Source organism: Dokdonella sp. (assembly GCF_019634815.1).
In the GTDB taxonomy this organism is placed as follows: domain Bacteria; phylum Pseudomonadota; class Gammaproteobacteria; order Xanthomonadales; family Rhodanobacteraceae; genus Dokdonella_A.
In genome coordinates this window covers 1-24,210 of record NZ_JAHCAP010000022.1, presented here as the reverse complement: position 1 = coordinate 24,210, position 24,210 = coordinate 1, and the positions used below count along the sequence as shown (strand labels likewise).

21 protein-coding genes are annotated in these 24,210 nt (G+C 65.9%); 15 read left to right on the top strand and 6 right to left on the bottom strand.

Annotated features, from left to right (window positions below):
• The first annotated feature begins 7 nt into the window (after positions 1 to 7).
• The 5 genes from KF759_RS11070 (at position 8) to KF759_RS11050 (ending at position 5,624) form a co-directional block, all read left to right on the top strand.
• Positions 8 to 400, top strand: a complete 393-nt coding sequence (locus KF759_RS11070) for a hypothetical protein (RefSeq protein WP_291225445.1) — start codon at positions 8 to 10, stop codon at positions 398 to 400.
• Positions 401 to 619: 219 nt separating this feature from the next.
• Positions 620 to 2,083: an efflux transporter outer membrane subunit gene (locus tag KF759_RS11065; protein WP_291225443.1), complete on the top strand. Its 1,464-nt coding sequence runs from the start codon at positions 620 to 622 to the stop codon at positions 2,081 to 2,083.
• Positions 2,080 to 3,258, top strand: coding sequence for an efflux RND transporter periplasmic adaptor subunit (locus KF759_RS11060; RefSeq protein ID WP_291225441.1), 1,179 nt, complete (start codon positions 2,080 to 2,082; stop codon positions 3,256 to 3,258). The genes KF759_RS11065 and KF759_RS11060 overlap by 4 nt, the downstream gene beginning before the upstream one ends.
• Positions 3,259 to 3,266: 8 nt before the next feature.
• Positions 3,267 to 4,811: a DHA2 family efflux MFS transporter permease subunit gene (locus tag KF759_RS11055; RefSeq protein WP_291225439.1), complete on the top strand. Its 1,545-nt coding sequence runs from the start codon at positions 3,267 to 3,269 to the stop codon at positions 4,809 to 4,811.
• A 120-nt stretch (positions 4,812 to 4,931) separates the two neighbouring features.
• On the top strand, positions 4,932 to 5,624 hold the full coding sequence (locus KF759_RS11050; protein ID WP_291225438.1) for an alpha/beta fold hydrolase: 693 nt from the start codon (positions 4,932 to 4,934) through the stop codon (positions 5,622 to 5,624).
• A gap of 33 nt (positions 5,625 to 5,657) precedes the next feature.
• Here the strand turns inward: KF759_RS11050 and KF759_RS11045 are convergent, their stop codons facing one another.
• From KF759_RS11045 to KF759_RS11030, 4 genes are all read right to left on the bottom strand, one after another.
• Positions 5,658 to 6,833, bottom strand: coding sequence for an acyltransferase (locus KF759_RS11045; protein WP_291225436.1), 1,176 nt, complete (start codon positions 6,831 to 6,833; stop codon positions 5,658 to 5,660).
• Positions 6,814 to 7,116, bottom strand: coding sequence for a DUF962 domain-containing protein (locus tag KF759_RS11040; protein WP_291225435.1), 303 nt, complete (start codon positions 7,114 to 7,116; stop codon positions 6,814 to 6,816). The genes KF759_RS11045 and KF759_RS11040 overlap by 20 nt, the downstream gene beginning before the upstream one ends.
• A 121-nt stretch (positions 7,117 to 7,237) precedes the next feature.
• The gene (locus KF759_RS11035) at positions 7,238 to 8,083 is read right to left on the bottom strand and encodes a DUF6159 family protein (protein WP_291225433.1); all 846 of its coding nucleotides are present in this window, start codon (positions 8,081 to 8,083) and stop codon (positions 7,238 to 7,240) included.
• Positions 8,084 to 8,179: 96 nt separating this feature from the next.
• Positions 8,180 to 9,055 carry a pirin family protein gene (locus KF759_RS11030; RefSeq protein ID WP_291225431.1) on the bottom strand — a complete coding sequence of 292 codons (876 nt, stop codon included), beginning with the start codon at positions 9,053 to 9,055 and terminating at the stop codon, positions 8,180 to 8,182.
• Between the two features lie 105 nt (positions 9,056 to 9,160).
• On the opposite strand from KF759_RS11030, the gene lexA reads away from it, so the two are divergent.
• From lexA to KF759_RS11010, 4 genes are read left to right on the top strand one after another with little or no spacing between them, the layout of a single operon-like run.
• Positions 9,161 to 9,793: a transcriptional repressor LexA gene (gene lexA, locus KF759_RS11025; protein ID WP_291225411.1), complete on the top strand. Its 633-nt coding sequence runs from the start codon at positions 9,161 to 9,163 to the stop codon at positions 9,791 to 9,793.
• A gap of 6 nt (positions 9,794 to 9,799) precedes the next feature.
• Positions 9,800 to 10,534, top strand: coding sequence for a translesion DNA synthesis-associated protein ImuA (gene imuA, locus KF759_RS11020; RefSeq protein WP_291225409.1), 735 nt, complete (start codon positions 9,800 to 9,802; stop codon positions 10,532 to 10,534).
• A 15-nt stretch (positions 10,535 to 10,549) separates the two neighbouring features.
• Positions 10,550 to 12,016: a DNA polymerase Y family protein gene (locus tag KF759_RS11015; RefSeq protein WP_291225407.1), complete on the top strand. Its 1,467-nt coding sequence runs from the start codon at positions 10,550 to 10,552 to the stop codon at positions 12,014 to 12,016.
• A complete protein-coding gene (locus tag KF759_RS11010) occupies positions 12,013 to 15,234 on the top strand; it encodes an error-prone DNA polymerase (RefSeq protein WP_291225405.1) in 3,222 nt (1,073 codons plus the stop codon). The genes KF759_RS11015 and KF759_RS11010 overlap by 4 nt, the downstream gene beginning before the upstream one ends.
• Positions 15,235 to 15,287: 53 nt before the next feature.
• Here KF759_RS11010 and orn read toward each other — a convergent pair whose 3' ends face one another.
• On the bottom strand, positions 15,288 to 15,857 hold the full coding sequence (orn, locus tag KF759_RS11005; protein ID WP_291225403.1) for an oligoribonuclease: 570 nt from the start codon (positions 15,855 to 15,857) through the stop codon (positions 15,288 to 15,290).
• A gap of 60 nt (positions 15,858 to 15,917) precedes the next feature.
• On the opposite strand from orn, the gene sbcB reads away from it, so the two are divergent.
• The 4 genes from sbcB (at position 15,918) to KF759_RS10985 (ending at position 20,363) form a co-directional block, all read left to right on the top strand.
• Positions 15,918 to 17,348: an exodeoxyribonuclease I gene (sbcB, locus tag KF759_RS11000; protein ID WP_291225401.1), complete on the top strand. Its 1,431-nt coding sequence runs from the start codon at positions 15,918 to 15,920 to the stop codon at positions 17,346 to 17,348.
• Positions 17,349 to 17,356: 8 nt separating this feature from the next.
• Positions 17,357 to 18,043 (top strand): DUF2461 domain-containing protein, encoded by a 687-nt coding sequence (locus KF759_RS10995; RefSeq protein ID WP_291225399.1) that lies wholly within the window; start codon positions 17,357 to 17,359, stop codon positions 18,041 to 18,043.
• A 227-nt stretch (positions 18,044 to 18,270) separates the two neighbouring features.
• Positions 18,271 to 19,128, top strand: coding sequence for a hypothetical protein (locus tag KF759_RS10990; RefSeq protein WP_291225397.1), 858 nt, complete (start codon positions 18,271 to 18,273; stop codon positions 19,126 to 19,128).
• A gap of 11 nt (positions 19,129 to 19,139) precedes the next feature.
• The gene (locus KF759_RS10985; RefSeq protein ID WP_291225395.1) at positions 19,140 to 20,363 is read left to right on the top strand and encodes a DUF4785 domain-containing protein; all 1,224 of its coding nucleotides are present in this window, start codon (positions 19,140 to 19,142) and stop codon (positions 20,361 to 20,363) included.
• 61 nt (positions 20,364 to 20,424) lie between these two features.
• Here KF759_RS10985 and epmA read toward each other — a convergent pair whose 3' ends face one another.
• A complete protein-coding gene (gene epmA / locus KF759_RS10980; RefSeq protein WP_291225393.1) occupies positions 20,425 to 21,399 on the bottom strand; it encodes an EF-P lysine aminoacylase EpmA in 975 nt (324 codons plus the stop codon).
• 201 nt (positions 21,400 to 21,600) lie between these two features.
• Between epmA and ahpC the strand changes: the two genes are divergently transcribed.
• Complete coding sequence (gene ahpC / locus KF759_RS10975; RefSeq protein WP_291225391.1) at positions 21,601 to 22,164, top strand: alkyl hydroperoxide reductase subunit C; 564 nt, start codon at positions 21,601 to 21,603, stop codon at positions 22,162 to 22,164.
• Positions 22,165 to 22,315: 151 nt separating this feature from the next.
• The gene (ahpF, locus tag KF759_RS10970) at positions 22,316 to 23,887 is read left to right on the top strand and encodes an alkyl hydroperoxide reductase subunit F (RefSeq protein WP_291225389.1); all 1,572 of its coding nucleotides are present in this window, start codon (positions 22,316 to 22,318) and stop codon (positions 23,885 to 23,887) included.
• Positions 23,888 to 24,210 lie beyond the last annotated feature (323 nt).

The following is a 24,210-nucleotide window of genomic DNA, read 5'->3' as shown; positions in this document are numbered from 1 at the left end:
TGACCCCATGCGTTACCTGATCGTCCTTGCCATCGGCCTGCTCGCGGGCTTCCTTGCAGCGTCCTCGCTGAGCAATGCACTCGCCCACCGCAATGCCTGGCCGCGCGCGCTGATGCAGGTGATGAAGCACGATCTCGGCCAGTCGCGTGCCAGCGCCCGCGGCACACAGTGCGCAACCAGCCAGATGAACGATGCCGCCGCGCGCTTGCGCCTGATCGGCGGCGAATTGACTCCGGCGCTGATGCCCGCAGGAAGCAGCGACCGCGTGCTGGCCCAGTACATCGAACGTTTCCAGACCGAAGTTTCAGGCTGGAACACGCAGGCCGATTGCACGACTCAAGCCGCTGCACTCACCCGCATCGATGGCGCCTGCGACGCGTGTCATCGCGACTATCGCTAGTCGTTGGCCACGCCCGGCTCCGGCCCGGACCTGTGCCCGAGTCTGTTCGGCTTGCACCGTAGCTGGCACGAAAAAACGCTTGCACGCAATTACAAAACTACTTAGTATCCTAATTCACAAAGGGTAACGGCGGCGCGTGTTGCCGAGCCCTGTGCAAAGTTCCGAACTTCGCCCGCTGCCCAGCGGGCGTTTTGATTCCGCCACCTTGAGCGCCAGCCGATGAGTCGACCGATCCGCAGCCTCGCCGCCGTCGCCTGCAGCTGCGCGCTGCTGGTGGCCTGTGCCATTCCGCCCAAGGCGGACTTGCCTGCGCTGCGCAGTGAAGCGCCGCTGGCTGGTCTGGCCGTGCCCGCGCAAGGCCAGTGGCCCGATGCACACTGGTGGAAATCCTTTCACGACCCGCAACTCGACGCGTTGGAAGAACGCGCACTCGCTGCCTCGCCTGATCTCGCACAGGCGCAGCGCCGCCTCGAAACCATGCTGCAAACCGTCGAGAGCGCGCGAGCCGGTGCGGGTCTGGCTGCCCAGGGCACCCTGCAGGCACAACGTCAGCGCCTCAGTGAAAACGGCCTGATCCCGCCGCGCTTTCTCGGCTTCACCTGGTACAACCAGGCCGACCTCAATGCCCAGTTCCGTTACGACTTCGACTTCTTCGGCAAGACGCGTGCAGCGGTCGAAGGTGCGCTCGATCAGGCACGCGCCGCGGCCGCCGAGCGCAGCGCGGCGAGCGTGGCACTGACTGCTGCGGTCGCCGACACCTACTACGGTTGGCAAGCCGATCAGGCGCGTCTCGCCCTCGCCAAGGACAGTCAATCCCGCCTCGTGCGCCTGGGTGAGCTGGCCAAAAAACGCATTGCACGCGGCATCGATCGTCCTGATGCCCTGCATCAGACCGAGCAGAAGATCGCCGCCGCACGCGAGTTGCAGGCGGCCTATGCCGGCTCGGCGCAGTTGCGACTGGCTGCGCTCGCGGCCCTCCTGGGCGTTTCGCCGGCGCAATTGCCCGCGCTCGTCGCCCGCCCTTTGCCGAACATCGACCAGCACCTCCCCGATGCGGTCGGTATCGATCTGATCGCGCGCCGCCCCGACATCGCCGCGGCGCGCTGGCGCGTCGAAGCGGCCTTGCGCCAGACCGACCAGGTACGCGCGCAGTTCTATCCCGACATCAGCCTCGGCGGAATGATCGGCTTGCAGTCGCTCGATCTCGACAAACTGTTTTCGGCCGGCAGCCGCACGCTCGGCTTCGGGCCGGCGCTGCATCTGCCGCTGTTCGAACGTACCCAGCTCAAGGCCGCGTGGGGCGTGTCCAAGGCGCAGCTCGAAGCTGCCGCGGCACAATACGACGCGAGCGTCGTGAACGCCGCGCGCGACGTGGCCACACAGGCCTTGCTGCTCGAGCAGACCCGCGCCCGCCGCAGCGAGCGGCAAGGACAACTCGATGCCGCACGCAGCCTGCAACAACTTGCCGACGCGCGCAGTCGCGAGGGCGTGGCCGATGCGCGCGCCGAGTTCCTTGCCCAGATCGAAGTCCTGCAGCAGCGCGACGCGCTGGCGACGCTCGATGCGCAGGCGATCAGCAACCGGATCGGCCTGATCAAGGCACTCGGTGGCGGCTGGCAACGCGATGTCGACCCTGCAATCACGACCCTTCCGAACGCCTCCGCACAGGAACCCGCCCGATGAGCGATCCCATCTCCACCACGCCGGTCAATGACAAGAACGGCAACGGCAAGCGCCGCGCGATCCTCACCTTCATCGCCCTCGTGTTCGTGGCGATCGGTGTGGCGTGGTACCTGCTGTGGCTGTTCGTGCTCTCGCAGCGCGAGATCACCGATGATGCCTACGTCGGCGGCAACCAGGTCGTGGTTTCGGCACATGTGCCCGGCACGGTGATCGAAATCCTCGCCGACGACACCCAGCGCGTCGAGGCGGGTCAGGTGCTGGCCAGGCTCGATCCGGTCGATGCCCAGCTCACGCTCGCCAAGGCGCGCAGCGCGCTGGCCGGCGCCGTGCGCCAAGTGCGGCAACTCGGCGAATCAGCGGCGCAGGCCGATGCCGCCGTGGCGGTGCGCCGGCTCGACCTCGGCCGCGCCAGGGCCGATCTCGCGCGTCGCACGCCCCTGCTCGCCGACAAGGCGGTTGCGCCCGAGGAAGTTGCGCATGCACGCAGCGCCGTCGATGCGGCGCAGGCTGCACTCGAGCTCGCGCAGCGCCAGGCCGCCGCCGCGCACGCACCGATCGATGGCGTCGTGCTGGCCGAGAACCCCGCCGTGCTGCAGGCCAAGGCCGCGTTCCGCGAAGCCTGGATCAATGCTCGGCGCAACGCGATCCTCGCGCCCGCAAGCGGCTATGTCGCGCAGCGCAATGTGCAGGTCGGCAAGCGCGTGCAGCCGGGACAGCCGCTGCTGACGATCATCGGCCTGCATGACCTGTGGATCGACGCCAATTTCAAGGAAAGCCAGCTCGCCCACATCCGCATCGACCAGCCGGTGAAAATCGAAACCGACATCTACGGCGGCAAGGTCGAATTCGATGGCCGGGTGGTCGGGCTCGGCGCCGGCACCGGTGCTGCGTTCGCGTTGCTGCCGCCACAAAACGCCTCGGGCAACTGGATCAAGGTGGTGCAGCGCGTGCCGGTGCGCATCGCGCTCGATCCGCGCCAGCTGGAACAGCATCCGCTGCGCATCGGCCTGTCGACCACGGTCAAGGTCGACACCCACAAGCGCGATGGCCGCATGCTTGCCTCGGCGCCAGCCACTGCCGCGGTCGCGCAGACCGATGTCTACGCTGGCGACCTCGCCAAGGCCGACGCCGAAGCCGAAGCGATCATCAACGCCAACCTGCCTGCCGCACGCTGAGCCAGCCGATGGCCACCACGCCGCAAGATTCGGCCCCGCTGCCGCCGCTCCACGGCGCGCCGCTGGCGCTCTTGACCGTCGCGATCGCCTTCGCGACGTTCATGGAAGTGCTCGATATCACCATCGTCAACGTCTCGGTTCCGCACATCGCCGGCAGCCTCGGCGTGAGCCCGCAGGAAGGCACCTGGGCCATCAGTTCCTATTCGCTCGCCAGCGCGATCATGCAGCCATTGTCGGGCTGGATCGGGCGCCAGTTCGGCGAGGTACGCGCGTTCTGCATGTCGGCCTTCCTGTTCGTGTTGATGTCGATGCTGTGCGGCTTTGCCACCAGCATGCCGATGCTGGTGATCGGCCGCCTGCTGCAGGGCGCGGGCTCGGGCCCGATGGTGGCGTTGAGCCTGAGCCTGTTGCTCAACAACTATCCGAACGAGAAGAAGGGCCTGGCGCTCGCGCTGTGGGCAATGACGGTCGTGGTCGCGCCGATCTTCGGCCCGATCCTCGGCGGATACCTCACCGACAACTATTCCTGGCCGTGGATCTTCTACATCAATGCACCGGTCGGCCTGCTCGCCGTGATCGTCACCTGGTACCTGTTGCGCCGCCGCGAGTCGAAGATCGTCAAGACGCCAATCGACAAGGTCGGTCTGGCCCTGTTGGTGATCGGCGTCGGCTGCCTGCAATTCATGCTCGACAACGGCAACGACAAGGACTGGTTCTCCTCGCCGCTGATCACCACCCTGGCGATCATTGCCGTGGTCTGTCTCACCTTCCTGATCGCCTGGGAACTCACCGACAAGCACCCGATCGTCGACCTCAGCCTGTTCCGGAAACGCAACTTCGTGATCGGCGTGAGCGTGATGTCCTTCGGCATGGTCGGCTTCTTCGGCATCAACGTGGTCTATCCGCTGTGGCTGCAGGTGGTGCTCGGCTACACCGCGAGTTGGGCGGGCCTGGCCACCGCGCCGGTCGGCGTGCTCGCCTTCCTGCTCTCGCCACTGATCGGTCGCAACATCGACCGCCTCGAACTGCGCAGCGTGGTCACCTTCGCCTTCATCGTGTTTGCCGCCACGTCCTACTGGTTCTCGCTGTTCCCCGACAACGCCTCGTTCAACCAGCTGCTGTGGCCGCGCTTCATCATGGGCATGGCGATCCCGGCCTTCTTCATCCCGCTCAATCAGGTGTTCCTGTCCGGACTCAAGCCGCACGAGATCGCCTCGGCATCGGGTCTGGCCAACTTCTGCCGCACGATCGCGGCGAGCATCTCGACCGCGGTCACGGTGACGATGTGGCAACACCGCGGCGACTATCACCACGCCGTGCTGGCCGAACACATCACCGGCACCAGTGCGGCGACACAGAGCTGGGTGCAGGGTTTGGGTGGTGATGCGCGTGCCTGGCAGGTGATCGAAGACCTCATCGCCCAGCAATCGCTCACGCTCGCGGTCAACGACGTGTTCTGGGCCTGCGCGATCCTGTTCGTGCTGATGATTCCGCTGGTCTGGTTGGCCCGACCGCCGTTTGGCAATGTCGCCGCGGGCCCGGGCGCGCATTGATTGCGCGTTGCAGCACGAGCAGCTTCGTACCTTCGTACAAGTGGAACCGCCGCAGCACGGCGCTAAGGTGCGCGGGCAATGCGCAGCCCTGCCCGCTTCACCCACGCCCGGAGGACTTCGATGAAGACGATTGCGCTACTGGTGCTTGGCGGCCTGTTTGCATGCTCGACACCCCTGCATGCCACCTGCCGCGACAACGTGGTCCTCGTCCACGGCAATGCCGGCTCGCCGTCGGACTTCGACAACACGCGCGCCGAGCTGCTCGCGCGCGGCTACGGCGCCAGCCAGATCTTTGCTCCCGATTGGGGCAGCAAGTTCTGCCCCGCCTGCAACGATCATTCGGGTAGCGAGGAAGTCCCGGTCGAGAGCGCGATGATCGATGCGATCGCCTCCTCATGCACGGGCAAGATCGACGTGATCGGCCATTCCATGGGCGTGACGCTGGCCGCGCGCGAAATCGACCGCCTCGGCATGAAGCGCTACATCGACAGCTTCGTCGGCATCGCCGGCGCCTGGCGCGGTTTGCGTTCCTGCGGGGTCTATCCGTGGAACGTGATGACCACGACCTGCGGCGCGCAGGGCCTGTCGATCGGCAGTCCACTCATCACCAGCCTGGCCGGCAAGAAACCGGCGGCACGCGCGTACTCGATCAAGTCCTGGTACGACCAGATCGTCTGCTACGGCGGTTTGTGCACCGTCGGTGGCGTGCACAGCTCGACAATCCCGGGCGAGGACGCCAGCTACACCTACGTCACCGGCCACTTCGGTCTGCTCACCGGCACCGCGGTCAAGCAGGTCGATCTGATCCAGTAGCGATTCGGCAGCGGGGCGGCGGCATCAAATGCCCTATCCACGTGCAGCCATCGCCACCGCAACATCATCCCGGCCCCACCAACGTACCCAGCCTCGCGCAAGCCGGCGCCCCAATTCGATGCCGGGGCGCTCAACCCAGTGATGGACGAGCGTGGCCACGCCTGCCGCCAGCAAGGCGTTGGCGAACAGATAGACGCCAAGATGCTGATTGCGCCAGATCGAATCGGCAGGCAGTCGCAGCAGCCCCCACAGCATGATCATGAACACCACCGGATGGAACAGATAGAGCGAATAGCTCACGCGCCCAAGCCAGTCGGTCAGGCGTGAACGGATCCGCACCACACTGATGCCGACGACAAACAGCGCAACCCCCAACGCATAGGGAATCGCGGCATTGTTCCCCACGCCGATCACCACGCTTGTGCCCACCGGCAGGACAAGCAGATGCCAGAGCAGCAAGGCGATGACTCCCTTGCGCACCAGCGGGTCGTCGCCGGCTTCGATCCAATGGCTGCGCGCGAGCGCGCCAAGCAGCATCAAGGAAAGATTGAGCAGCTGAAAGGCCACGACGGAACCGATTCCTGCCACCCCACTTGCCCAGTGGTATAGCATTTCGGCGAACCAGGCGAGCATCAGCACCAGCGACAGCAGCAACCAGTGCCGCGGCTTGGCGAAACTGCCGACCAGCAACAGGATCACGCACAACAGATAGAACATCCACTCGACCAGCAACGTCCAGTACAGGCCCAAGGCACCGGGAACGCCGAACAGATCCTGCAGCAAGCTGAGGTTGACGAGAAACTCGCGGGCGCCGAATGCGCGTTGCCACAACCACCAGGTGGCGAACGCCCCCAGCGGTATCGACAGCCAGTAGGCGGGAAAAATACGCCAGAAGCGTTTGATCAGAAAGCTGCCGATCGGCGCCGGCCGTTCGGGGTGGATGCTGAAGGGAATCACGTAACCGCTGATCAGGAAGAACGTGACCACGCCGATGCGGCCAAAGTCCAGGTCCGCGCCGAGCTCGGAGATCCAGCGCCCGCAGACCCCGGGACCGAGCGTCACAAAGGCATCGGCGACGTGCCGCCAGAGCACGAGCAAGGCAGCAATCCCGCGCAGCGCGTCGATGTGACGCAAGCGCTGGTCGGGCGCCACGCCCATCGGCGCCGCTTGCGCGCTCATGCCTGCGGCCTCACCAGCGGATGCGGCCACGCAGGAAATCCACGTACATCACCCAATCACCGGCAAGGCTGTAGAACGGATGGCGAAACGTCGCCGGACGGTTCTTCTCGAACATGAAATGACCGATCCATGCGCAGCCGTAACCGACCACGGGCACGAGCCACAGCCAGCGCAGGTCACGACTTGCCAGTGCGACGGCAAGCACGATCAGCACCAGCGTGCTGCCGATGAAATGCGCGCGCCGGCAGTTGGGCGTGGCGTGCTCGGACAGGTAGTACGGATAGAACGTGCGGAAGCTCGAGAATGTCTGCATGGTCCGACCTCGACGCGCAGGATAGCCGAATCGTATCGGCCGCCCACGATGGACCGCACGTGGACGCGGCATCGATGCAAACCCCGTGCATCAATGCCACACCCGGCCCGTGCGACCCAGCTCAAGCCTTGACCATGAACGCGCTCGCAAGAGTCGCCTTGTCGAATCCCTGGCCCGCATCGCCGACGGTCGCATAGCGATACAGTGCGGCGGCATAGACCCCATGCAGCGCAGCCTGGACCAGGGCGAGCAACAGCAAGGCAACCACGACGGCAATGCCCAGGCTGATTGCAAGCACAACGGCACCGTTGATGGCGGCCATCACGACCAGACCGGCGCCAATCAACAGCGTCGCGGTGAAGATCAATCCGAACACCAGTCCGATGCCGCCGTTGCCGATGAGGTTCTGGCCCCAGGACTTCTTGAGCAGTTCCGCGCTGCGCTTGACCGCATCGAGTGGACCGATGTCCTGACTCACCAGCACCGGCACGACGAGGAAGGTGGCCACCGTCCAGGCCAGGCCGATGAGACCGACGACGAAGCGTCCGATGAAGCCGGCACGCTCCTGCAACGCGCGCAGCGCTACGCCCACAGTCGCCGAAATCACCGCGTAACCCAGGATCGCCGGCAGCTTCGACATCGCGATGCGAAAGCCATCGGCTACCGTGGGATCACCGCCTTCGAGGCGGATCAGGGCCGCACCGATCAACGCGGAATTGAAGAAGATGATGACGAAATATTGCACGATGTAGAACGCGAACATCAGCACGTATGCCATCGGACTGACATGATCGCGATCCCCGCCTTCGAACAGGCCGCCCATGATCGCCGGCACGAAGAAACTTGCCGCAACGATCATGCAGCTGATCGCCGAGATCAATGGGAACACCAGCAATTCCTTGTCGGAACGCAGCACCGATGCGCTGGCCTTGATCAACGCCCAGCTCTGCGAGAATTTTTCGAACATGTGGCAACCCTCATGGCGGTATGGCGCCGCCGGTGGCGGCGCGGGCGAAGTATAGGCGCAATCCCGGCGGCAACCGTGCAGGCGCCCCCGCCGGGCTCAGCTTTCAGGCAAGGGGATGAACTCGCTCTCGCCGGGCACCTGGCCCAAACGCTGCGCCAGCCAATCGGCCTTGGCACGCTCGATGCGCGCACGATCACTGGCGACGAAGTTCCACCACAACACGCGTTCACCGTCGAGCGGCGCACCACCGCACAGGAACAGGTGTACAGCGCTGCGCGCAGACAATTCGATCGCTGCGGCGTTATCGACGACCAGCATGCGTTGTGGCGGCAGCGGCGCGGCATCGACGTGCAACTCGCCATCCAGCACGTAGATCGCGCGCTCGGCATGCTCGGCCGGTACGCTCAAGCGTGTTCCCGCGCGCATGCGCACTTCGACATACAAGGTCGGCGCAAACACCCGCACCGGAGATTGCATGCCGAACGCACTGCCCGCAATCACGCGCAGTTGCACGCCGTCACGCTCGACCTGCGGCAAGCTGTCGGCTTCGTAGTGAAGAAACCCGGGTGGCACCTCGGCCTGCTCGCGCGGCAAGGCCACCCAGGTCTGCAGGCCATGCAGGCGATGACCGGCTGCGCGCTCGAGCGCCGGCGTGCGCTCGGAATGCACGATGCCGCGCCCCGCAGTCATCCAGTTGACGTCGCCGGGGCGGATCACGACATCGCTGCCGAGACTGTCGCGGTGCCGGATCGCACCGTCAAAGAGATAGGTCACCGTGGCCAATCCGATATGCGGATGCGGACGCACGTCCATGCCGCGACCGGGAGCGAGATCGACCGGGCCGATATGGTCGAAGAACACGAACGGACCGACATGGCGGCGCTGCCGGAACGGCAACACGCGACGCACAAGAAAACCGTCGCCAAGGTCGTGCAGGCGGGGTTCGATCTGCAGTTGGCCGTCACGATTCATCACGCACTCCTATCAGGCAACACCGGCCAAGCCTACGCCACGGCCGCACAAGGCTGCGGGTTGGGGCACTTGTGCGGCGGCGTGGAACTACGTACATTCGTACGCATGAACGATGCCACCCTCACTCCGAACCAGCGCCGCGTGCTGGTTTGCATCCAGTCCTGGCTGGCACAGCACGGCCGCGCGCCGACGCTCAGGGAAATTTCGCAGAATCTGGGGCTTGCAAGTCATTCTTCAGCGCAGGATTATGTAGAGGCGCTGGTTCGCAAGGGTGTGCTGGAGCGTCTACCACACCATCGCGGACTGCGGCTCCCGCATCAGTCACGGGCGTCGGCGGCGACCTTGCTTCCCCTCGTCGGGCGGGTCGCCGCCGGCAGCCCCATCCTCGCTGCCGAGAACGTCGAAGCACAGCACGCGGTCGATCCCGAACTGTTCCGTCCACGCGCCGACTATCTGTTGCGCGTGCAGGGCCTGAGCATGCGTGATGCCGGCATCCTCGACGGCGACCTCATCGCCGTGCATCGCAGCGCCACGGCCGAACACGGTCGCATCGTCGTCGCCCGCATCGACGACGAGGTCACTGTCAAACGCCTGCAACTGGATGGCGAACGCATCCGCCTGCTGCCGGCCAATCCCGACTTCGCACCGATCGAGGTCGATGCACAGCGCCACACGTTCGCGATCGAAGGCCTCTACGTCGGCCTGATCCGTCCCGATTCCTCATCCGCACGGAGATAGGCGGTCATGTTCAATGCCGTTCCCGCAACCTGCCTCGAGCCGGTCGATGCCGCGTCCGCGAGCTGGCCCGCGGCGCCGACATCCGGCGCAACGAATCCTGCGCACGCTCGCGATGTGATGTCACGCAACGAGGCCGCGCTCACCGACCTGCTGCGCCATCCCGGCATCTGGCGCCGTCGCAGCGCACCCGCAGCGACGATCGCCACGCAGCCGAGCGGGCATGCCGCGCTCGATACCCTGCTGCCCGGTGGCGGCTGGCCACAGGGCGCGCTGTGCGAACTGCTGGTCGAACACGATGGCCTGGGCGAATGCTCGCTGCTGCTGCCCACGCTCGCCGCACTGACGCAGGCAAGGCGGCGCGTCGTGCTGGTCGCGCCCCCCTTCATCGCCTATGCGCCGGCACTGGCTGCCGCCGGCATCGACCTGCGCCAGCTCGTGCAACTCGATGCCACCGGCAACGACACCCACTGGAGCATCGAGCAATGCCTGCGCTCGGGTTGCTGCGGCGCCGTGCTCGGTTGGCTGCCACGCACCGATTACCGCGAGCTGCGCCGCCTGCAACTGGCGGCGGAAACCGGCGGCACGCTCGGCTTCGTGTTTCGTCCGCTCGCCGCTGCCGACAGCGCCAGCCCGAGCGCACTGCGCCTGCGCATCGGCACCGTGCAGGGCGAACCACGACTGGAACTGCTCAAGTGTCGTGGCCGCGTCGGCGGCATGGTCGGCATGCGGCTGCGCGCATGATGCAACGGGCTGCGCATGTTGTGGCTCTGCCTGCGCTTTCCACGCCTGGCGCTCGATGCGCTGCAGACGGCCGCGCCCGCTGGCGATACCCGGCCCTGCGCGGTCATCGACGGCCCGATGCCGTCGCGCCACATCGTGCTGGCCGATGCCGCGGCGCAGGCAGCCGGCGTACGCGCGGGCCAGCCGCTCGCCAGCGCCCAGGCACTGTGCCCGCGACTGCGCACGCTCGCGCGTGACCGCGCCGCCGAACAGCAGTCGCTGCAGGCCCTGGCCACGCTCGCCTGGCGCTACAGCGCCGAGTTGTGCGTGCATGCACCTGATTCGATCCTGCTCGAGGTCGGCGCCAGCCTGAAACTCTTCGGCGGTTGGCCGGCGCTGCAACGTCGCCTGCGCAGCGAACTCGCGCACAGCGGCTTTGCCTGCCAGTTCGCCGCCGCACCGACCGCAAGTGCGGCACAGGTGCTGGCCTGCACACACGGCGACATCGCGGTGACCACGATGCCGGCATTGCACAGCGCGCTCACGGCCCTGCCGATCGCGCACAGCGGTCTCGATGACAAGACCATCGACGCACTGCAGGGCATGGGTCTGCGCCGACTCGGCGACTTGTTCCGCCTGCCGCGTGCGCAGCTTGGTCGTCGTCTGGGTGCGGCCCTGCTGGCCCGGCTCGATCGTCTGCGCGGGCTGCTCGCAAGCGATTGTGCACGCTGGCAGCCGCCCGCCTGTTTCCATCGCCGCATCGAGTTCGACAGCGAAGTCACCTCGACCACCGCCCTCGCCTTCGTGTTGCAACGCCTGATCCGCGAACTGGCGCTGTTCCTGCTCGCGCGCGACGGTGGCGTGCAGCGCTTCGAACTGGTGATCGGCCATGCGCGCGATGCCCGCACCCGCATCGACGTCGGCCTGCTTGCACCGCAGCGTGATGCCGCGAGTCTGTTCGAACTCGCACGCGCGCGCCTGGAACGCTGCGCATTGCCGGCGCCCGCGCTTTCGCTCGCCCTGCATGCCGATGACCTGCCGCCGCTGGTGCCGGCGCATCAGGATCTGTTCGAGGCGCACGCACGCAGCCTGCTCGACTGGCCCGCGCTCGCCGAGCGCCTGCGTGCGCGGCTCGGCGATGACGCCCTGCATGGTCTCACCTGCCACGCCGATCATCGGCCTGCGCGCGCCTGGCAGCGCAGCGCACCCGTGCTCGATACGCGCACGGAACCGCCGCGCAATTCGCGCAGCGACCCGTCAACCGGCGCAACGTCTTTCACCAGCGCGCCACGTCCGTTCTGGCTGCTGCAGCGGCCGCTTGCATTGCGACAGGCGCCGCAGCGCATCCTCGCCGGGCCCGAACGCATCGAAAGCGGCTGGTGGGATGGCCACGACCAGCGCCGCGACTACTACATCGTCGAACTGCGCAGCGGCCAGCGCGCCTGGGCCTTCGTCGAAGCCGGCACCCGCGCACCGTGGACCTTGCATGGCTGGTTCGCATGAGTCCCTCGCCACGCCTGCCCGCGGCGGCGCCCGCCGCATATGCGGAACTGCATTGTCTGTCCAGCTTCTCGTTCCTGCGCGGCGCTTCGAGCGCCGAGGAATTGTTCGCACGTGCGAAGAAACTCGGCTATGCCGCGCTCGCGATCACCGACGAGTGCTCGCTTGCCGGCGCCGTGCGCGCACTTGTCTCCGCCGAGGCGCATGACGTCAAGCTCATCGTCGGCAGCGAAGTGCTCCTCGACGACGGTCTCAAGCTCGTGCTGCTGGTATGCGATGCGAGCGGATACACCGATCTGTGCCGACTCATCACCCGCGCGCGCCGACGCGGCGCCAAGGGCAGCTACACACTCGAGCGCAGTGATCTCACCGAGCTCGGCGCCGGTGTGCTCGTGCTGTGGCTCGCCGATGCCCGTGCGCGCGACCAAACCGAGCGCCTCGACGAACAGGCGCAGTGGCTCGCCGAGCGGTTTCGTGGTCGCCTGTGGATCGCGGTCGAACTGCATCGCGGCAGCGACGATGCGGCGCGGCTGGCCGCACTCACGGCGCTGGGCGCGCGTCACGAGCTGCCGCTGGTCGCCACTGGCGACGTGCACATGCACCTGCGCCGGCGACGCGCCCTGCAGGACGTGCTCACCGCGACGCGCCTGCGCTGCACGCTTGCGCAGGCCGGCCATGCGCTGTTCGCCAACGGCGAGCGCCATCTGCGCCGCATCGAGGATCTGCACGCACTCTATCCAGCGGCGCTGCTTGCCGAAACACTGCGCATCGCCGCGGCGTGCCGCTTCAGTCTGCGCGGCCTCGATTACCGCTATCCGGATGAACTCGTACCCATCGGCCGCAGCGCGATCGAACACCTGCGCGAGCTGACCTGGCGGGGTGCACGTGCGTTGTGGCCGCAGGCCATTCCCGCGGCCGTGCATGCGCAGCTCGAGCGCGAACTACTCTTGATCGAGCAACTGCGCTACGAACACTTCTTCCTCACCGTCGAGGACATCGTACGCTGGGCGCGCACGCGCGAGCCGCCGATCCTGTGCCAGGGCCGCGGCTCCTCGGCCAATTCGGCAGTCTGCTATTGCCTGGGCATCACCGCGGTCACGCCCGAGAACGGCAATCTCTTGTTCGAGCGCTTCCTGTCGAAGGAGCGCGACGAGCCGCCCGACATCGATGTCGATTTCGAGCACGAGCGGCGCGAGGAGGTCATCCAGTACATCTACGCCAAATACGGCCGTGAACGCGCCGCGCTCGCCGCGACGGTGATCCGCTATCGCGGTCGCAGCGCGCTGCGCGACGTCGGCCGCGCGCTCGGTTTCGCCGACGAGCAGATCGCCCTGCTCACCGCGGCCCTGGTCCACGCACGCGGCGGCGGCGATCTCGCGGCCGCGCTGCGCGAGCGCGGTTTCGATCCAGACAGCCGCAACGTGCAGCGCTTGTTCGCGCTGGCCGACGAGTTGCGCGGCTTTCCGCGCCATCTCTCCCAGCATGTCGGCGGCTTCGTGATCTCGCAGGCGCCGCTGCACGAACTGGTGCCGGTCGAGAACGCGGCAATGCCCGCGCGCACGATCATCCAGTGGGACAAGGACGATCTCGAGGAAATGCGCCTGCTCAAGGTCGACGTGCTCGCGCTGGGCATGCTCAGCGCGCTGCGCAAATGCCTCACGCTCCTGCATGCGCACGAGCTGTGGACGCTGCCTTGCCATGGCGCACGGCCGGGCCTGCACGACATTCCCGCGCCGGGCGCCGAGCCATCCAATACCGCGGTGTTCGACATGATCTGCGCCGCCGACACCGTCGGCGTGTTCCAGATCGAATCCCGCGCGCAGATGTCGATGCTGCCGCGCCTGAAGCCGCGCAACTTCCACGATCTGGTCGTGCAGATCGCGATCGTGCGGCCCGGCCCGATCCAGGGCGACATGGTGCATCCCTACCTGCGCAGGCGTCAGGGTCTGGAAGCGGTGACTTACCCGCAGTCGCGCTTCGAACTCGAGGCCGGTCACGGCGAGTGCGCGATACGCGACGTGCTGGCACGCACGCTGGGCGTGCCGATTTTCCAGGAACAGGTGATGAAGCTGATGCAGGTCGTCGCCGGCTTCACGCCGGGCGAGGCCGACCAGTTGCGTCGCGCGATGGCGGCGTGGAAGCACGCGGGCGATCTGGAACCCTTCCGCGACAAGATCCGCGCCGGCATGCTCGAGCGCGGCTACGAGGAGGCGTATTTCGAGCGCCTGTTCGCGCAGATCAAGGGTTTTGGCGCGTATGGCTTCCCCGAATCGCATTCGGCGAGCTTCGCCAATCTCGCCTGGGCCTCGTGCTGGCTCAAGCATTTCCATCCGGCCGCCTGGACCTGTGCCCTGCTCAATTCGCAACCCATGGGTTTCTACGCGCCGGCGCAACTGGTGCAGGATGCGCGCCGGCACGGCGTGCGCGTGTTGCCGGTCGATGTGTGCGCGAGCCAGTGGGATTGCACCCTCGAATCCTTGCCGACGAAAGCCGGACATGCGCGTCACACCCATGCCCTGCGTCTTGGGCTGCGTCAGGTCAAGGGGATCGGCGAGGCGCTCGCGCAGCGCATCGTCGCCGCCCGCTCGCAAGCAGCCTTCGCCCATCTCGCCGACTTCTGCGCGCGTGCCTGCGTCAGCCCGGCCGAACGCGCACGTCTAGCCGATGCCAATGCATTGCGCTCGCTCAGCGGTCATCGCCACCGCGCGCGCTGGGACAGCGCCGGCATCGATCTGGCTGCGCCGCTGTTCGCCTCCCTGCCAGCGGATCAGGCCCGAGTCGTACTGCCTGTCCCGACACGCTGCGAGGACGTGCTCGGCGACTACGCCACGCTCGGCCTGTCACTGCAGGCCCACCCACTTGCCCTGATCCGCGCGCAACTGCGTCGGCGCCGCGTGCTGAGCGCAGCCGAGCTGATCCGCATCACCCAGACCGATCTGCCGCTGCGCTGCGCCGGGCTGGTCACCGTGCGCCAGCGCCCGCTCACCGCCAATGGCGTCACCTTCGTCACGCTCGAGGATGAAACCGGCACGGTCAACGTGGTGATCTGGCAGGCGCTCGCACAGCGCCAGACCCGTATCCTGCTCGAAGCCACGATCCTGCTGGTCGATGGCGTGCTGCAACTCAGCGGCGATGGCGTGCGCCATCTGGTCGCGCGCCGTCTGCACGACGGCAGTGCCTTGCTGCCGGCACTTGACTGCGCCGCCCGCGAGTTCCACTGAAAGCACTCATGACATCGCCCGTGGGACCCGCGCGCGGGCATCGACACTTCGGATCAGTTGCCGCACGCAACACCACCCACGCGCCCCATGAACGGCCGGTAGTAGCGCAGTTCAGCGATCGAATCGCGCACGTCGCTGAGCGCGGTGTGGGCCGATTCCTTGGTGAAGCCGTGCGCGACATCGGGCGCCCAGCGCCGCACGAGCTCCTTGACCGTCGACACATCGAGGTTGCGGTAATGGAAGAAGCGCTCCAACCGTGGCATCAGCCGATACAGGAAGCGCCGGTCCTGACAAATCGAGTTGCCGCACATCGGCGACTTGCCCGCCGGCAGCCACTTGACCAGAAATTCCATCGTCAAGGCCTCGGCGGTGGCGATGTCCACCTGCGAGTCGAGCACGCGTTGCCACAAGCCGGATTTGCCGTGCTGGTTGCGATTCCAGTCGTCCATTGCCTGGAGTCGCGCCAGGGGATGCGCAATCGCGAACTCGGGCCCTTCGGCCAGCAGGTTGAGGTCCTTGTCGGTGACGACGGTGGCGATTTCGAGGATCGAATCCCGATCGGGATCCAGCCCCGTCATTTCCAGGTCAATCCAGATCAGGTTGTGCTCATCAGGTTGTGTCATGGCGTCACGTGGCATCTGCGTCGACTCCGAGTCTAGCAGCCGACTTGATATGCTCAGGCGATGACCGCGAGCTTTCTCTGGCATGACTACGAAACCACCGGCACCGATCCACGCCGGGACCGCCCGGCGCAATTCGCGGCGCTGCGCACCAACGCCGAACTGGAGCCGGTCGGCGATGCCGTGACGCTGTTCTGCCAGCCTGCACCCGACATCCTGCCGCATCCGCAAGCCTGCCTGATCACCGGAATCACGCCGCAGCGCATGCAGCGCGAAGGCTTGATCGAGGCCGAATTCGCCGCGCGCGTGCACGAGCTCATGAGCACCCCGCAAACCTGCACGGTCGGCTACAACTCGATCCGCTTCGACGACGAATTCACGCGCAACCTGTTTTACCGCAATTTCCACGATCCGTACGAGCGTGAATACAAGGCCGGCAATTCACGCTGGGACCTGATCGATCTCGCGCGCATGTGTTACGCGCTGCGCCCTGCCGGCATCGAGTGGCCGCGACATGCAGACGGCAGCCCGAGCTTCCGGCTCGAAGATCTCGCTCGCAGCAACCAAATCGAACAGCAGCGCGCACACGATGCGCTGTCGGATGTGCTGGCCACGATCGGTCTGGCGCGACTGCTGCGCCGGGAGCAGCCGCGACTGTTCCAATTCCATTTCGAGCTGCGCAGAAAGCAGCGCGCGTTCGAACTGCTCGACGTGGCACGGATGACACCGCTGGTCCACGTGTCATCGCGCTACCCCGCGAGCCGCGGGTGTCTGGCGGTGATCGCGCCGATCGCCATGCATCCCTCGCAGACCAATGCCGTGATCGTCTGCGATCTCGATACCGATCCATCGATCCTGCTCGACCTTGCTGCCGACGAGATCGCCGACCGCGTGTTCACGCCACGCGTCGACCTGCCCGACGGCATCGAACGCATCCCGCTCAAGCTGATCCACGCCAACAAGTCACCCGCACTAGCGCCCTTGAGCGTGCTGCGCGATGTCGATCACGCCCGCATCGGCCTCGATCTGCCACGCGCACTCGCCCACGCCGCGCGCCTGCGCGCAATGGGCGGGGTTGCCGACAAGGTCCGCCAGGTATTCTCATTGGCCGATGGCCGCGCCGAACCCCCGGACCCGGAACTGGCGATCTATGCCGGATTTGCCAGTGACGCCGACAAACGCCTGTTCCGGCAGGTGCGCGGCACGCCGCCGACGCAGCTCGGCCAGCGCCGTTTCAGCTTTGCTGATCGGCGCTACGACGAGTTGCTGCTGCGCTATCGGGCACGCAATTGGCCGGCCACGCTCGATGCCCGGGAGGCGGCACGCTGGAGCGAATTCCGCACGCGCCGACTCGATACCCAGACCGATCTCACCACGCTCACGCGCGAGCAGTATCGCCAGACCATTGCGGCGCTGCGCGGCGCACCGCACACCACACCACAACAATGTGCCCTGCTCGACGAACTCGCGCAGTGGGAACTTGCCCTGGACTGACCCGTGCCATGTCGACCACTTATTTCTCGCCCGCGACTTTCAAGTTTCTGCGCGCACTCGCGCGCAACAACAATCGCACCTGGTTCACTGCCAACAAGGCCAGCTATGAACGCCATGTGCGCGAGCCCTATCTGCAACTGATTGCGGACCTGCAGGCGCCGCTGGCGAAGATCAGTCCGCATTACCGTGCCGATCCGCGCCGCCAGGGCGGATCGCTGTTTCGCATCCATCGTGACGTGCGCTACGGCAACGACAAGACGCCCTACAAGACCTGGGCCGGCGCGCGTTTCGCACACGAGCGTCGGCGCGAGATCCAGGCGCCGTCCTTCTACATGCAGCTGCAGCCAGGTGACTGCTTTGCGGGCGGCGGCATCTGGAGTCCGGAAAGCGCGACGCTGAAGAAGATCCGCGGTTTCCTCGCCGACAATCCTGCCGCCTGGAAGCGCGCCGTCCATACGCGCGCCTTCCGCGAGCGCTTCGAGTTCTGGGGTGAAAAGCTCAAGCGACCGCCACAGGGCTTCGATCCGGCTCACGAACTGATCGAGGACCTCAAGCGCAAGCACTTCGCCGCCGGCCACGGCTTTGCCGAAGCGCTCGCCTGTTCGGAAGAATTGCGGCCCAGCCTCGTCGACACCTTCAAGCGCATCGCGCCATTGATCGACTATCTGTGCGCGGCGGTCGATCTGGAGTTCTGAGCCGGACCACGAATGCCGCAATTTGCTGCAAGCGCAGATTGACACCGTTGCCGCCGCAGCCGCAGCATCCAATACGCTGCCGTACGGTGCGGGGAGACGACACCGTCGGCAAGCATGACCTTGATGCCCGAACCGATCGCCTTCGGCCGCAGGGATGTGTCCAGCGGACGCCCGGCACGGGCCCGAATCAGCCGCGCCTCCTGTGGCGCGTGCCTTTGGGAGAGAACATGCTGCGCATCGTCATGACGCTGCTGCTCGTGGCAGCGACTTCCACGGCCTTTGCGGCCACCGCCACCACCGGTGTCGCCTTCGTGCACGGCACCGGCAGCCAGACCAATGCCTACGCCGACTATTGGCAGGCACCAATGGTCGACACGGTACGCCAGGGCCTGGTCAATCGCTCCAACTACGTCGTCATCAACTGTGATTTCACCCAATACATGTGGGACAGCCGCGCGGCCGGCTGTCTGGCCGGCCAGCTCAAGAGCTTCATCGACAGCCGCGGCATCACCGACCTGGTCGTGATCACCCACTCCAACGGTGGCAACGTGATGCGCTGGATCATGTCCAACCCGACCTACGACAGCCGCTATCCCGCGATCATTTCCAGGATCCGCTGGGTAAACGCGTTGGCGCCATCGAGTGCGGGTACACCACTCGCCAATGCGGTGATCGCCGGCAATGTGTTCGAAAACGCACTGGGCTGGCTGCTTGGTTATCAAAGCGACGCGGTACGCCAGCAGCAGACCAGCTGGATGGCCTACTACAACCAGAACAACTTGTTCGGCACCAGCGGCCGCCCGGCCCTGCCCAAAGGCTTCTGGAGCGTCGTCGGTACCGACGTCGTGAGCGCGGTCTGGAACTCCGATGCCTATTGCGGTGGCTACTCGCAGAGCGTGGGTCTGGAAATCACGCAAAACTGGTTGTCCAGCTGTTCGGATGGCTTCATCGAATGCAGCAGCGCCCGCGCCGCAGGCAGTCTGTGGTTCAACGACAAGACGCGCACGGGCGGCAAGGTACTCAACCACAATCAGAGTCGCCGAGCCTGCTTTGGTTTGCAGAACATCCTGAAGAACGACCTGTGAGGAGCGCGCCAATGAATCCCTTCAAATTCCGACCGCTGCCCCTGCTTGTCGCCCTGTCGCTCACCGTTGCCGCCGCTCCTGCGGCAGCTGGCGACACACTGCAACTGCTCGCGGCCACGCCACAGGACCTTGTCGCATCACGTCTTGTCATGCCCAAGTCAACACCGGCGAGCGTCGCCACGCTCGAACGCGCACCGGTTGCGGTGAGCTGGCCGCTCGACGGTACGCGCGCCCTCGATGCGGAGCCGCAGATCAACGTCACGCAAAGCCGCGAGTACTGGATCGACGCGACGGAGGCCGAAATCCAGAACGGGGTCCGCCTGCCATTGAGCGCGACCGGTGCGCTCGTGCGTTTGAGTCCGCATGACGGCAAGTCGGCGATTGCCGAAGCCGACGTGCAGATCCGCGTGAACGGCAAACGCATCGACAACGCCAAGGCCATCGACACGCTCGCCAATTCCGACGACCTGCATGCCGCCGGCATGGATGTGCCCGGCGGCAGCGTGATCTTGCGCATGGGCAAGTCCGTGCGCGGCGATCTGCAACTGTCCGTACCAACTGCACGCGGCGCCTATCTGGTGCATGTGTTCGAGCCGGCAAGTCCGGTTGTGCTCGCACTCAAGGCCGAACGTGACAGCATCGTCGGCGGTGATCCTGTTGCTTTCCGCGCCACCATCGAAGGCGCCACGCTCGAGCGCATCGGCGGCCTGCTCAGCGCACCCGATGGCGCGAGTCAGAACGTCGACTTCACGCGCCAGGCCGATGGCAGTTACGTCGGCAGCGTCACACCCGATCTCGCCCACGCCGGCGCTGAAGGTTTGTGGGAAATCCATGCCTTCGGCGTCAGCACCGGCAAGGACGGCGTGCCGCGCGATGCCAGAAGCGCCTTCGCGGTCAGCGTGCCGGTGGCACGACTCGATGGCCGCGTGAGCCAGTCCAAATCGAACGCGCAGGGCGGCGCCTTGAGCTTGCGCATCGGCGTGGAGGCACGCACTGCAAGCCGTTACGCGCTGTCGGGCGTGCTCTACGGCACCGATGCCGACGGCAAGTTGCAGCCGGTGGCGATGGCGCAATCGGCGGCGTGGCTGCCGGCGGGTCGGGGCACGATCGACCTGCGCTATGACGCCGCTTCCTTGTCACTCGGCGCGCCGTGGGAAGTGCGCGATCTGCGTCTGCTCAATCAGGCTGATTTCAGCCTGCAGGAACGCCGCGCACGCGCGCTCGCCTGGCGCTGATCCGACGTGGCGGAGCCGCCGCAGCGGCGGCTCCGCCTCATCGCTGGCGGGCCGCACACGCTCAGGCCTGTGCAAATCCGAACGCGAGCACCTCGCGGATATCTTCCGTCCGCAAAAGGCTCATGAGCAGCCGCTCAACACCCAGGGCAACGCCCGCGCAGGCCGGCAAGTTCGGCAAGGCGGCAAGCAGGCGCTCGTCGATCGGCAATTCGTCTTGCCCACGCGCCCGGCGCCGCGCATTGTCGCGCTCGAATCGCTCGCGCTGTTCGACCGCATCGCCGAGTTCGTGATAGCCGTTGGCGAGTTCGTTGCGCCCAAGGTACAGCTCGAAGCGCTCGGCCAGCGGTACTTCGCCGGGGCGGATCCGCGCCAGCGCCGCCTGCGACGCCGGGAAATCGAAGATCACGCTGATGCGATCGGCCGGGAACTTCGCTTGCAGGCGATGGGTGATCAGCAGATCAAGCCAGTCATCGCGCGTGAGTCCCTCGGCGTCGATGCGCACGTCGGCCAGCGGCGCGGCAAGTTGCTCGAGCGTCGCAAGAAAGGGGTCGAGACCCAGTTCGTCGCGGAACCAGTCGCCGTAACTGCGCACGTCCACCGCAGCATGTCGGCCGACCAGTGACAGCGCGAGCTGCACGACCTCGACCGTCTCCTCGATCAAGCGGTGGTGATCCCAGCCGACGCGATACCACTCGAGCATCGTGAATTCCGGATTGTGCCGCTGGCCGGCCTCGCCGTTGCGGAACACGCGGCCCAATTCGTAGCAGTCGCCGACTCCGGCGGCGAGCAGGCGCTTGAGCGCATATTCGGGTGAGGTGCGCAACCAGCGCTCGCGCGCACCCGCATCGACATGACCGCGAAAGCGCGTGCTGAAACCCTCGATGTTCGGCTCGGTGTTGCCCGCCGCCGACAGGATCGGCGTCTCCACCTCGAGCACCCCGCGCTCGGCAAACCAGCTGCGCAGACTGGCGTTCAGGCGCGCACGCAGGTGCAGCGCAGGCAGGGAGGGCAGAGTCGGCAAAGGCATGTTGGACATCGAGCAATGCGCCGGCGAACCGGAAAGGAAGCAAAGTGTACGGGCAGGCGCCGCAGCGGGTAGCTGCCGTGAAAACAGCTACGCGGCCCTTTCCATAGGCATGCTCTATCGATTGTATTCCAACAATCAATTTTACCGAATCGACGACTTCCCCTACCCTGCCGATGTCGATTCCTTCCAACCCAAGCAGGAGATGCACCCATGTCACTCATCAACACCACGATCAAGCCGTTCAAGGCGCAGGCTTTCCACAACGGCAAGTTCGTCGAAGTTTCCGATGCCAGCATGAAGGGCAAGTGGGCGGTGGTCATCTTCATGCCCGCCGCATTCACCTTCAATTGCCCGACCGAAGTCGAGGACGCGGCCGAGCATTACGCCGAGTTCCAGAAGGCCGGCGCCGAAGTCTACGTTGTCACCACCGATACGCACTTCTCGCACAAGGTCTGGCACGAAACCTCGCCGGCCGTGGGCAAGGCGAAGTTCCCGCTGGTCGGTGATCCGACCCATCAGCTCACGCGCGCCTTCGACGTGCACATCGAGGAAGCCGGCCTCGCCTTGCGCGGCACCTTCATCATCAATCCCGAAGGCGTGATCAAGACGCTCGAGATCCACGACAACGCGATCGCGCGTGACGTCACCGAAACGCTGCGCAAGCTGCGCGCCGCGCAGTACGTGGCCGCACATCCGGGCGAAGTCTGTCCGGCCAAGTGGAAGGAAGGCAACAAGACGATCGCGCCGTCGATCGATCTGGTCGGCAAGATCTGAGGCCCTTGCGTCGCACGCCGCTTCCCGGAAACCCCGGGAAGCGGTGGGCGGCAGACCACAGTCCGCCATCGCGGCTTGTGCTCTGCCTCCCCATTTTTCCGCCTGCGCCTTGCGCGCACGCACCAATTCGCCCTTCGCGGAGATCGACGCCATGTTGGATGCCAATCTCAAGACTCAGCTCAAGAGCTATCTCGAACGACTGCAACAGCCGGTCCAGTTGATTGCGGCATTTGATGACAGCGAAACCAGCCAGCAGATGCAGGCCCTGCTTGCTGACATCGCAGCGCAGTCCGACCTCGTCAGCATCGTCGAAACCACTGAACCCGACGTGCGCCGTCCCTCGTTCGCGATCACACGCAGCGATGGCAGCGTGCACTTGCGTTTCGCCGGCCTGCCCCTCGGCCACGAATTCACTTCGCTGGTGCTCGCGCTGCTGCAGGTCGGTGGGCATCCGTCGAAGGAAGACCCGACCCTGCTCGACCAGGTGCGCGCGCTGCCGGGCGGCTACCGGTTCGAAACGTATTTCTCGCAGTCCTGCCAGAGCTGCCCCGACGTGGTGCAGGCGCTCAATCTCATGGCAGTCCTCAACCCGCGCATCGAACACGTTGCGATCGATGGCGCCGCCTTCACCGAGGAAGTCGAACGCCTGGGCATCATGGCGGTGCCGGCGATCTTCCTCAATGGCAAACCCTTCGGCAACGGCCGCATGGGCCTGACCGAAATCCTCGCCCAGCTCGATACCGGCGCGGCCGCACGTGAAACCGAGAAGCTCAAGACCAAGGCAACCTTCGATGTACTCGTCGTCGGCGGCGGCCCTGCCGGCGCAGCGGCGGCGATCTATGCCGCGCGCAAGGGCATCGCCACTGGCCTCGTCGCCGAGCGCTTCGGCGGCCAGGTGCTCGATACGCTCGCGATCGAGAACTTCATCTCGGTGCAGCACACCGAGGGTCCGCAGTTCGCCGCGGCGCTCGAGCGTCACGTGCGCGACTACGAGGTCGACGTGATGAATCTGCAGCGCGCCGAGCAACTGCTGCCTGCCGGCGACCATTTCGAGTTGAAACTCGCCAGTGGCGCTTCGCTCAAGGCGAAGTCGGTGGTGCTGGCAACCGGTGCGCGCTGGCGCCAGATGAACGTGCCTGGCGAGAACGAATACCGCAACAAGGGCGTGGCCTACTGCCCGCACTGCGATGGTCCGCTGTTCAAGGGCAAGCGCGTCGCGGTGATTGGCGGCGGCAACTCCGGCGTCGAAGCCGCGATCGACCTTGCCGGGATTGTCAGCCATGTCACCCTGATCGAATTCGACGCCAAATTGCGCGCCGACGAAGTCCTGCAGCGCAAGCTGCGCAGCCTGCCCAATGTCAGCGTGATCGTTTCGGCACAAACCACCGAAGTGCTCGGCGATGGCCAGCGCGTCAATGCCCTGCTCTACAAGGATCGCAGCAACGGCGAGAGCCACCGCATCGATCTGGAAGGCATCTTCGTGCAGATCGGCCTGTTGCCCAACACCGACTGGCTCAAGGGTACGCTCAAGCTCAGCAATCGCGGCGAGATCGAAGTCGATGCCCGCGGCGAAACCTCGCTGCCTGGCGTGTTCGCCGCGGGTGACTGCACCACGACACCCTACAAGCAGATCGTGATCGCGGTCGGCGAGGGTTCGAAGGCCGCGCTCAGCGCCTTCGATCATTTGATCCGCACATCCGCACCGGTGCAAGCGGCCGCCTGAAACAGGTCGCAGATCGTACCGCCGCGCGCCGGGGCGGCATGCGCAAGACCGTGGGTATTGCCTTGTCTTGATTCGCTGCGCGAGAACCGACTCGCGACCTGGCGTGTTCGTCTCGCATTCCTGCGGTCGGGGACTCGGCGCGCGCCGAAGTTTTGTGTTGTCCTGAACGTGTTCGGCTGCGCGAGAACCGACTCACGTCCGTATGGGTTCGTCCCGCATCCCTGCGGTTGGGAATTTCGGCTTGCGCCGAAAGTTGGCCTCGGTAGCCTCCGCTGCGCCGACGCGAGAACCGACTCACGTCCGTATGGGTTCGTCCCGCATCC

Bases quoted from the DNA above. Each gene is read 5' to 3' on its own strand.
- KF759_RS10990 (WP_291225397.1), top strand. From the start codon at position 18,271: ATGCTGCGCATCGTCATGACGCTGCTGCTCGTGGCAGCGACTTCCACG.
- KF759_RS11060 (WP_291225441.1), top strand. From the start codon at position 2,080: ATGAGCGATCCCATCTCCACCACGCCGGTCAATGACAAGAACGGCAAC.
- KF759_RS11050 (WP_291225438.1), top strand. From the start codon at position 4,932: ATGAAGACGATTGCGCTACTGGTGCTTGGCGGCCTGTTTGCATGCTCG.
- KF759_RS11055 (WP_291225439.1), top strand. From the start codon at position 3,267: ATGGCCACCACGCCGCAAGATTCGGCCCCGCTGCCGCCGCTCCACGGC.
- KF759_RS10995 (WP_291225399.1), top strand. From the start codon at position 17,357: ATGTCGACCACTTATTTCTCGCCCGCGACTTTCAAGTTTCTGCGCGCA.
- ahpC (WP_291225391.1), top strand. From the start codon at position 21,601: ATGTCACTCATCAACACCACGATCAAGCCGTTCAAGGCGCAGGCTTTC.
- orn (WP_291225403.1), bottom strand. From the start codon at position 15,857: ATGACACAACCTGATGAGCACAACCTGATCTGGATTGACCTGGAAATG.
- KF759_RS11065 (WP_291225443.1), top strand. From the start codon at position 620: ATGAGTCGACCGATCCGCAGCCTCGCCGCCGTCGCCTGCAGCTGCGCG.
- KF759_RS11015 (WP_291225407.1), top strand. From the start codon at position 10,550: ATGTTGTGGCTCTGCCTGCGCTTTCCACGCCTGGCGCTCGATGCGCTG.
- epmA (WP_291225393.1), bottom strand. From the start codon at position 21,399: ATGTCCAACATGCCTTTGCCGACTCTGCCCTCCCTGCCTGCGCTGCAC.
- KF759_RS11010 (WP_291225405.1), top strand. From the start codon at position 12,013: ATGAGTCCCTCGCCACGCCTGCCCGCGGCGGCGCCCGCCGCATATGCG.
- lexA (WP_291225411.1), top strand. From the start codon at position 9,161: ATGAACGATGCCACCCTCACTCCGAACCAGCGCCGCGTGCTGGTTTGC.
- KF759_RS11070 (WP_291225445.1), top strand. From the start codon at position 8: ATGCGTTACCTGATCGTCCTTGCCATCGGCCTGCTCGCGGGCTTCCTT.
- sbcB (WP_291225401.1), top strand. From the start codon at position 15,918: ATGACCGCGAGCTTTCTCTGGCATGACTACGAAACCACCGGCACCGAT.
- KF759_RS11035 (WP_291225433.1), bottom strand. From the start codon at position 8,083: ATGTTCGAAAAATTCTCGCAGAGCTGGGCGTTGATCAAGGCCAGCGCA.
- KF759_RS11040 (WP_291225435.1), bottom strand. From the start codon at position 7,116: ATGCAGACATTCTCGAGCTTCCGCACGTTCTATCCGTACTACCTGTCC.
- KF759_RS11030 (WP_291225431.1), bottom strand. From the start codon at position 9,055: ATGAATCGTGACGGCCAACTGCAGATCGAACCCCGCCTGCACGACCTT.
- KF759_RS10985 (WP_291225395.1), top strand. From the start codon at position 19,140: ATGAATCCCTTCAAATTCCGACCGCTGCCCCTGCTTGTCGCCCTGTCG.
- ahpF (WP_291225389.1), top strand. From the start codon at position 22,316: ATGTTGGATGCCAATCTCAAGACTCAGCTCAAGAGCTATCTCGAACGA.
- imuA (WP_291225409.1), top strand. From the start codon at position 9,800: ATGTTCAATGCCGTTCCCGCAACCTGCCTCGAGCCGGTCGATGCCGCG.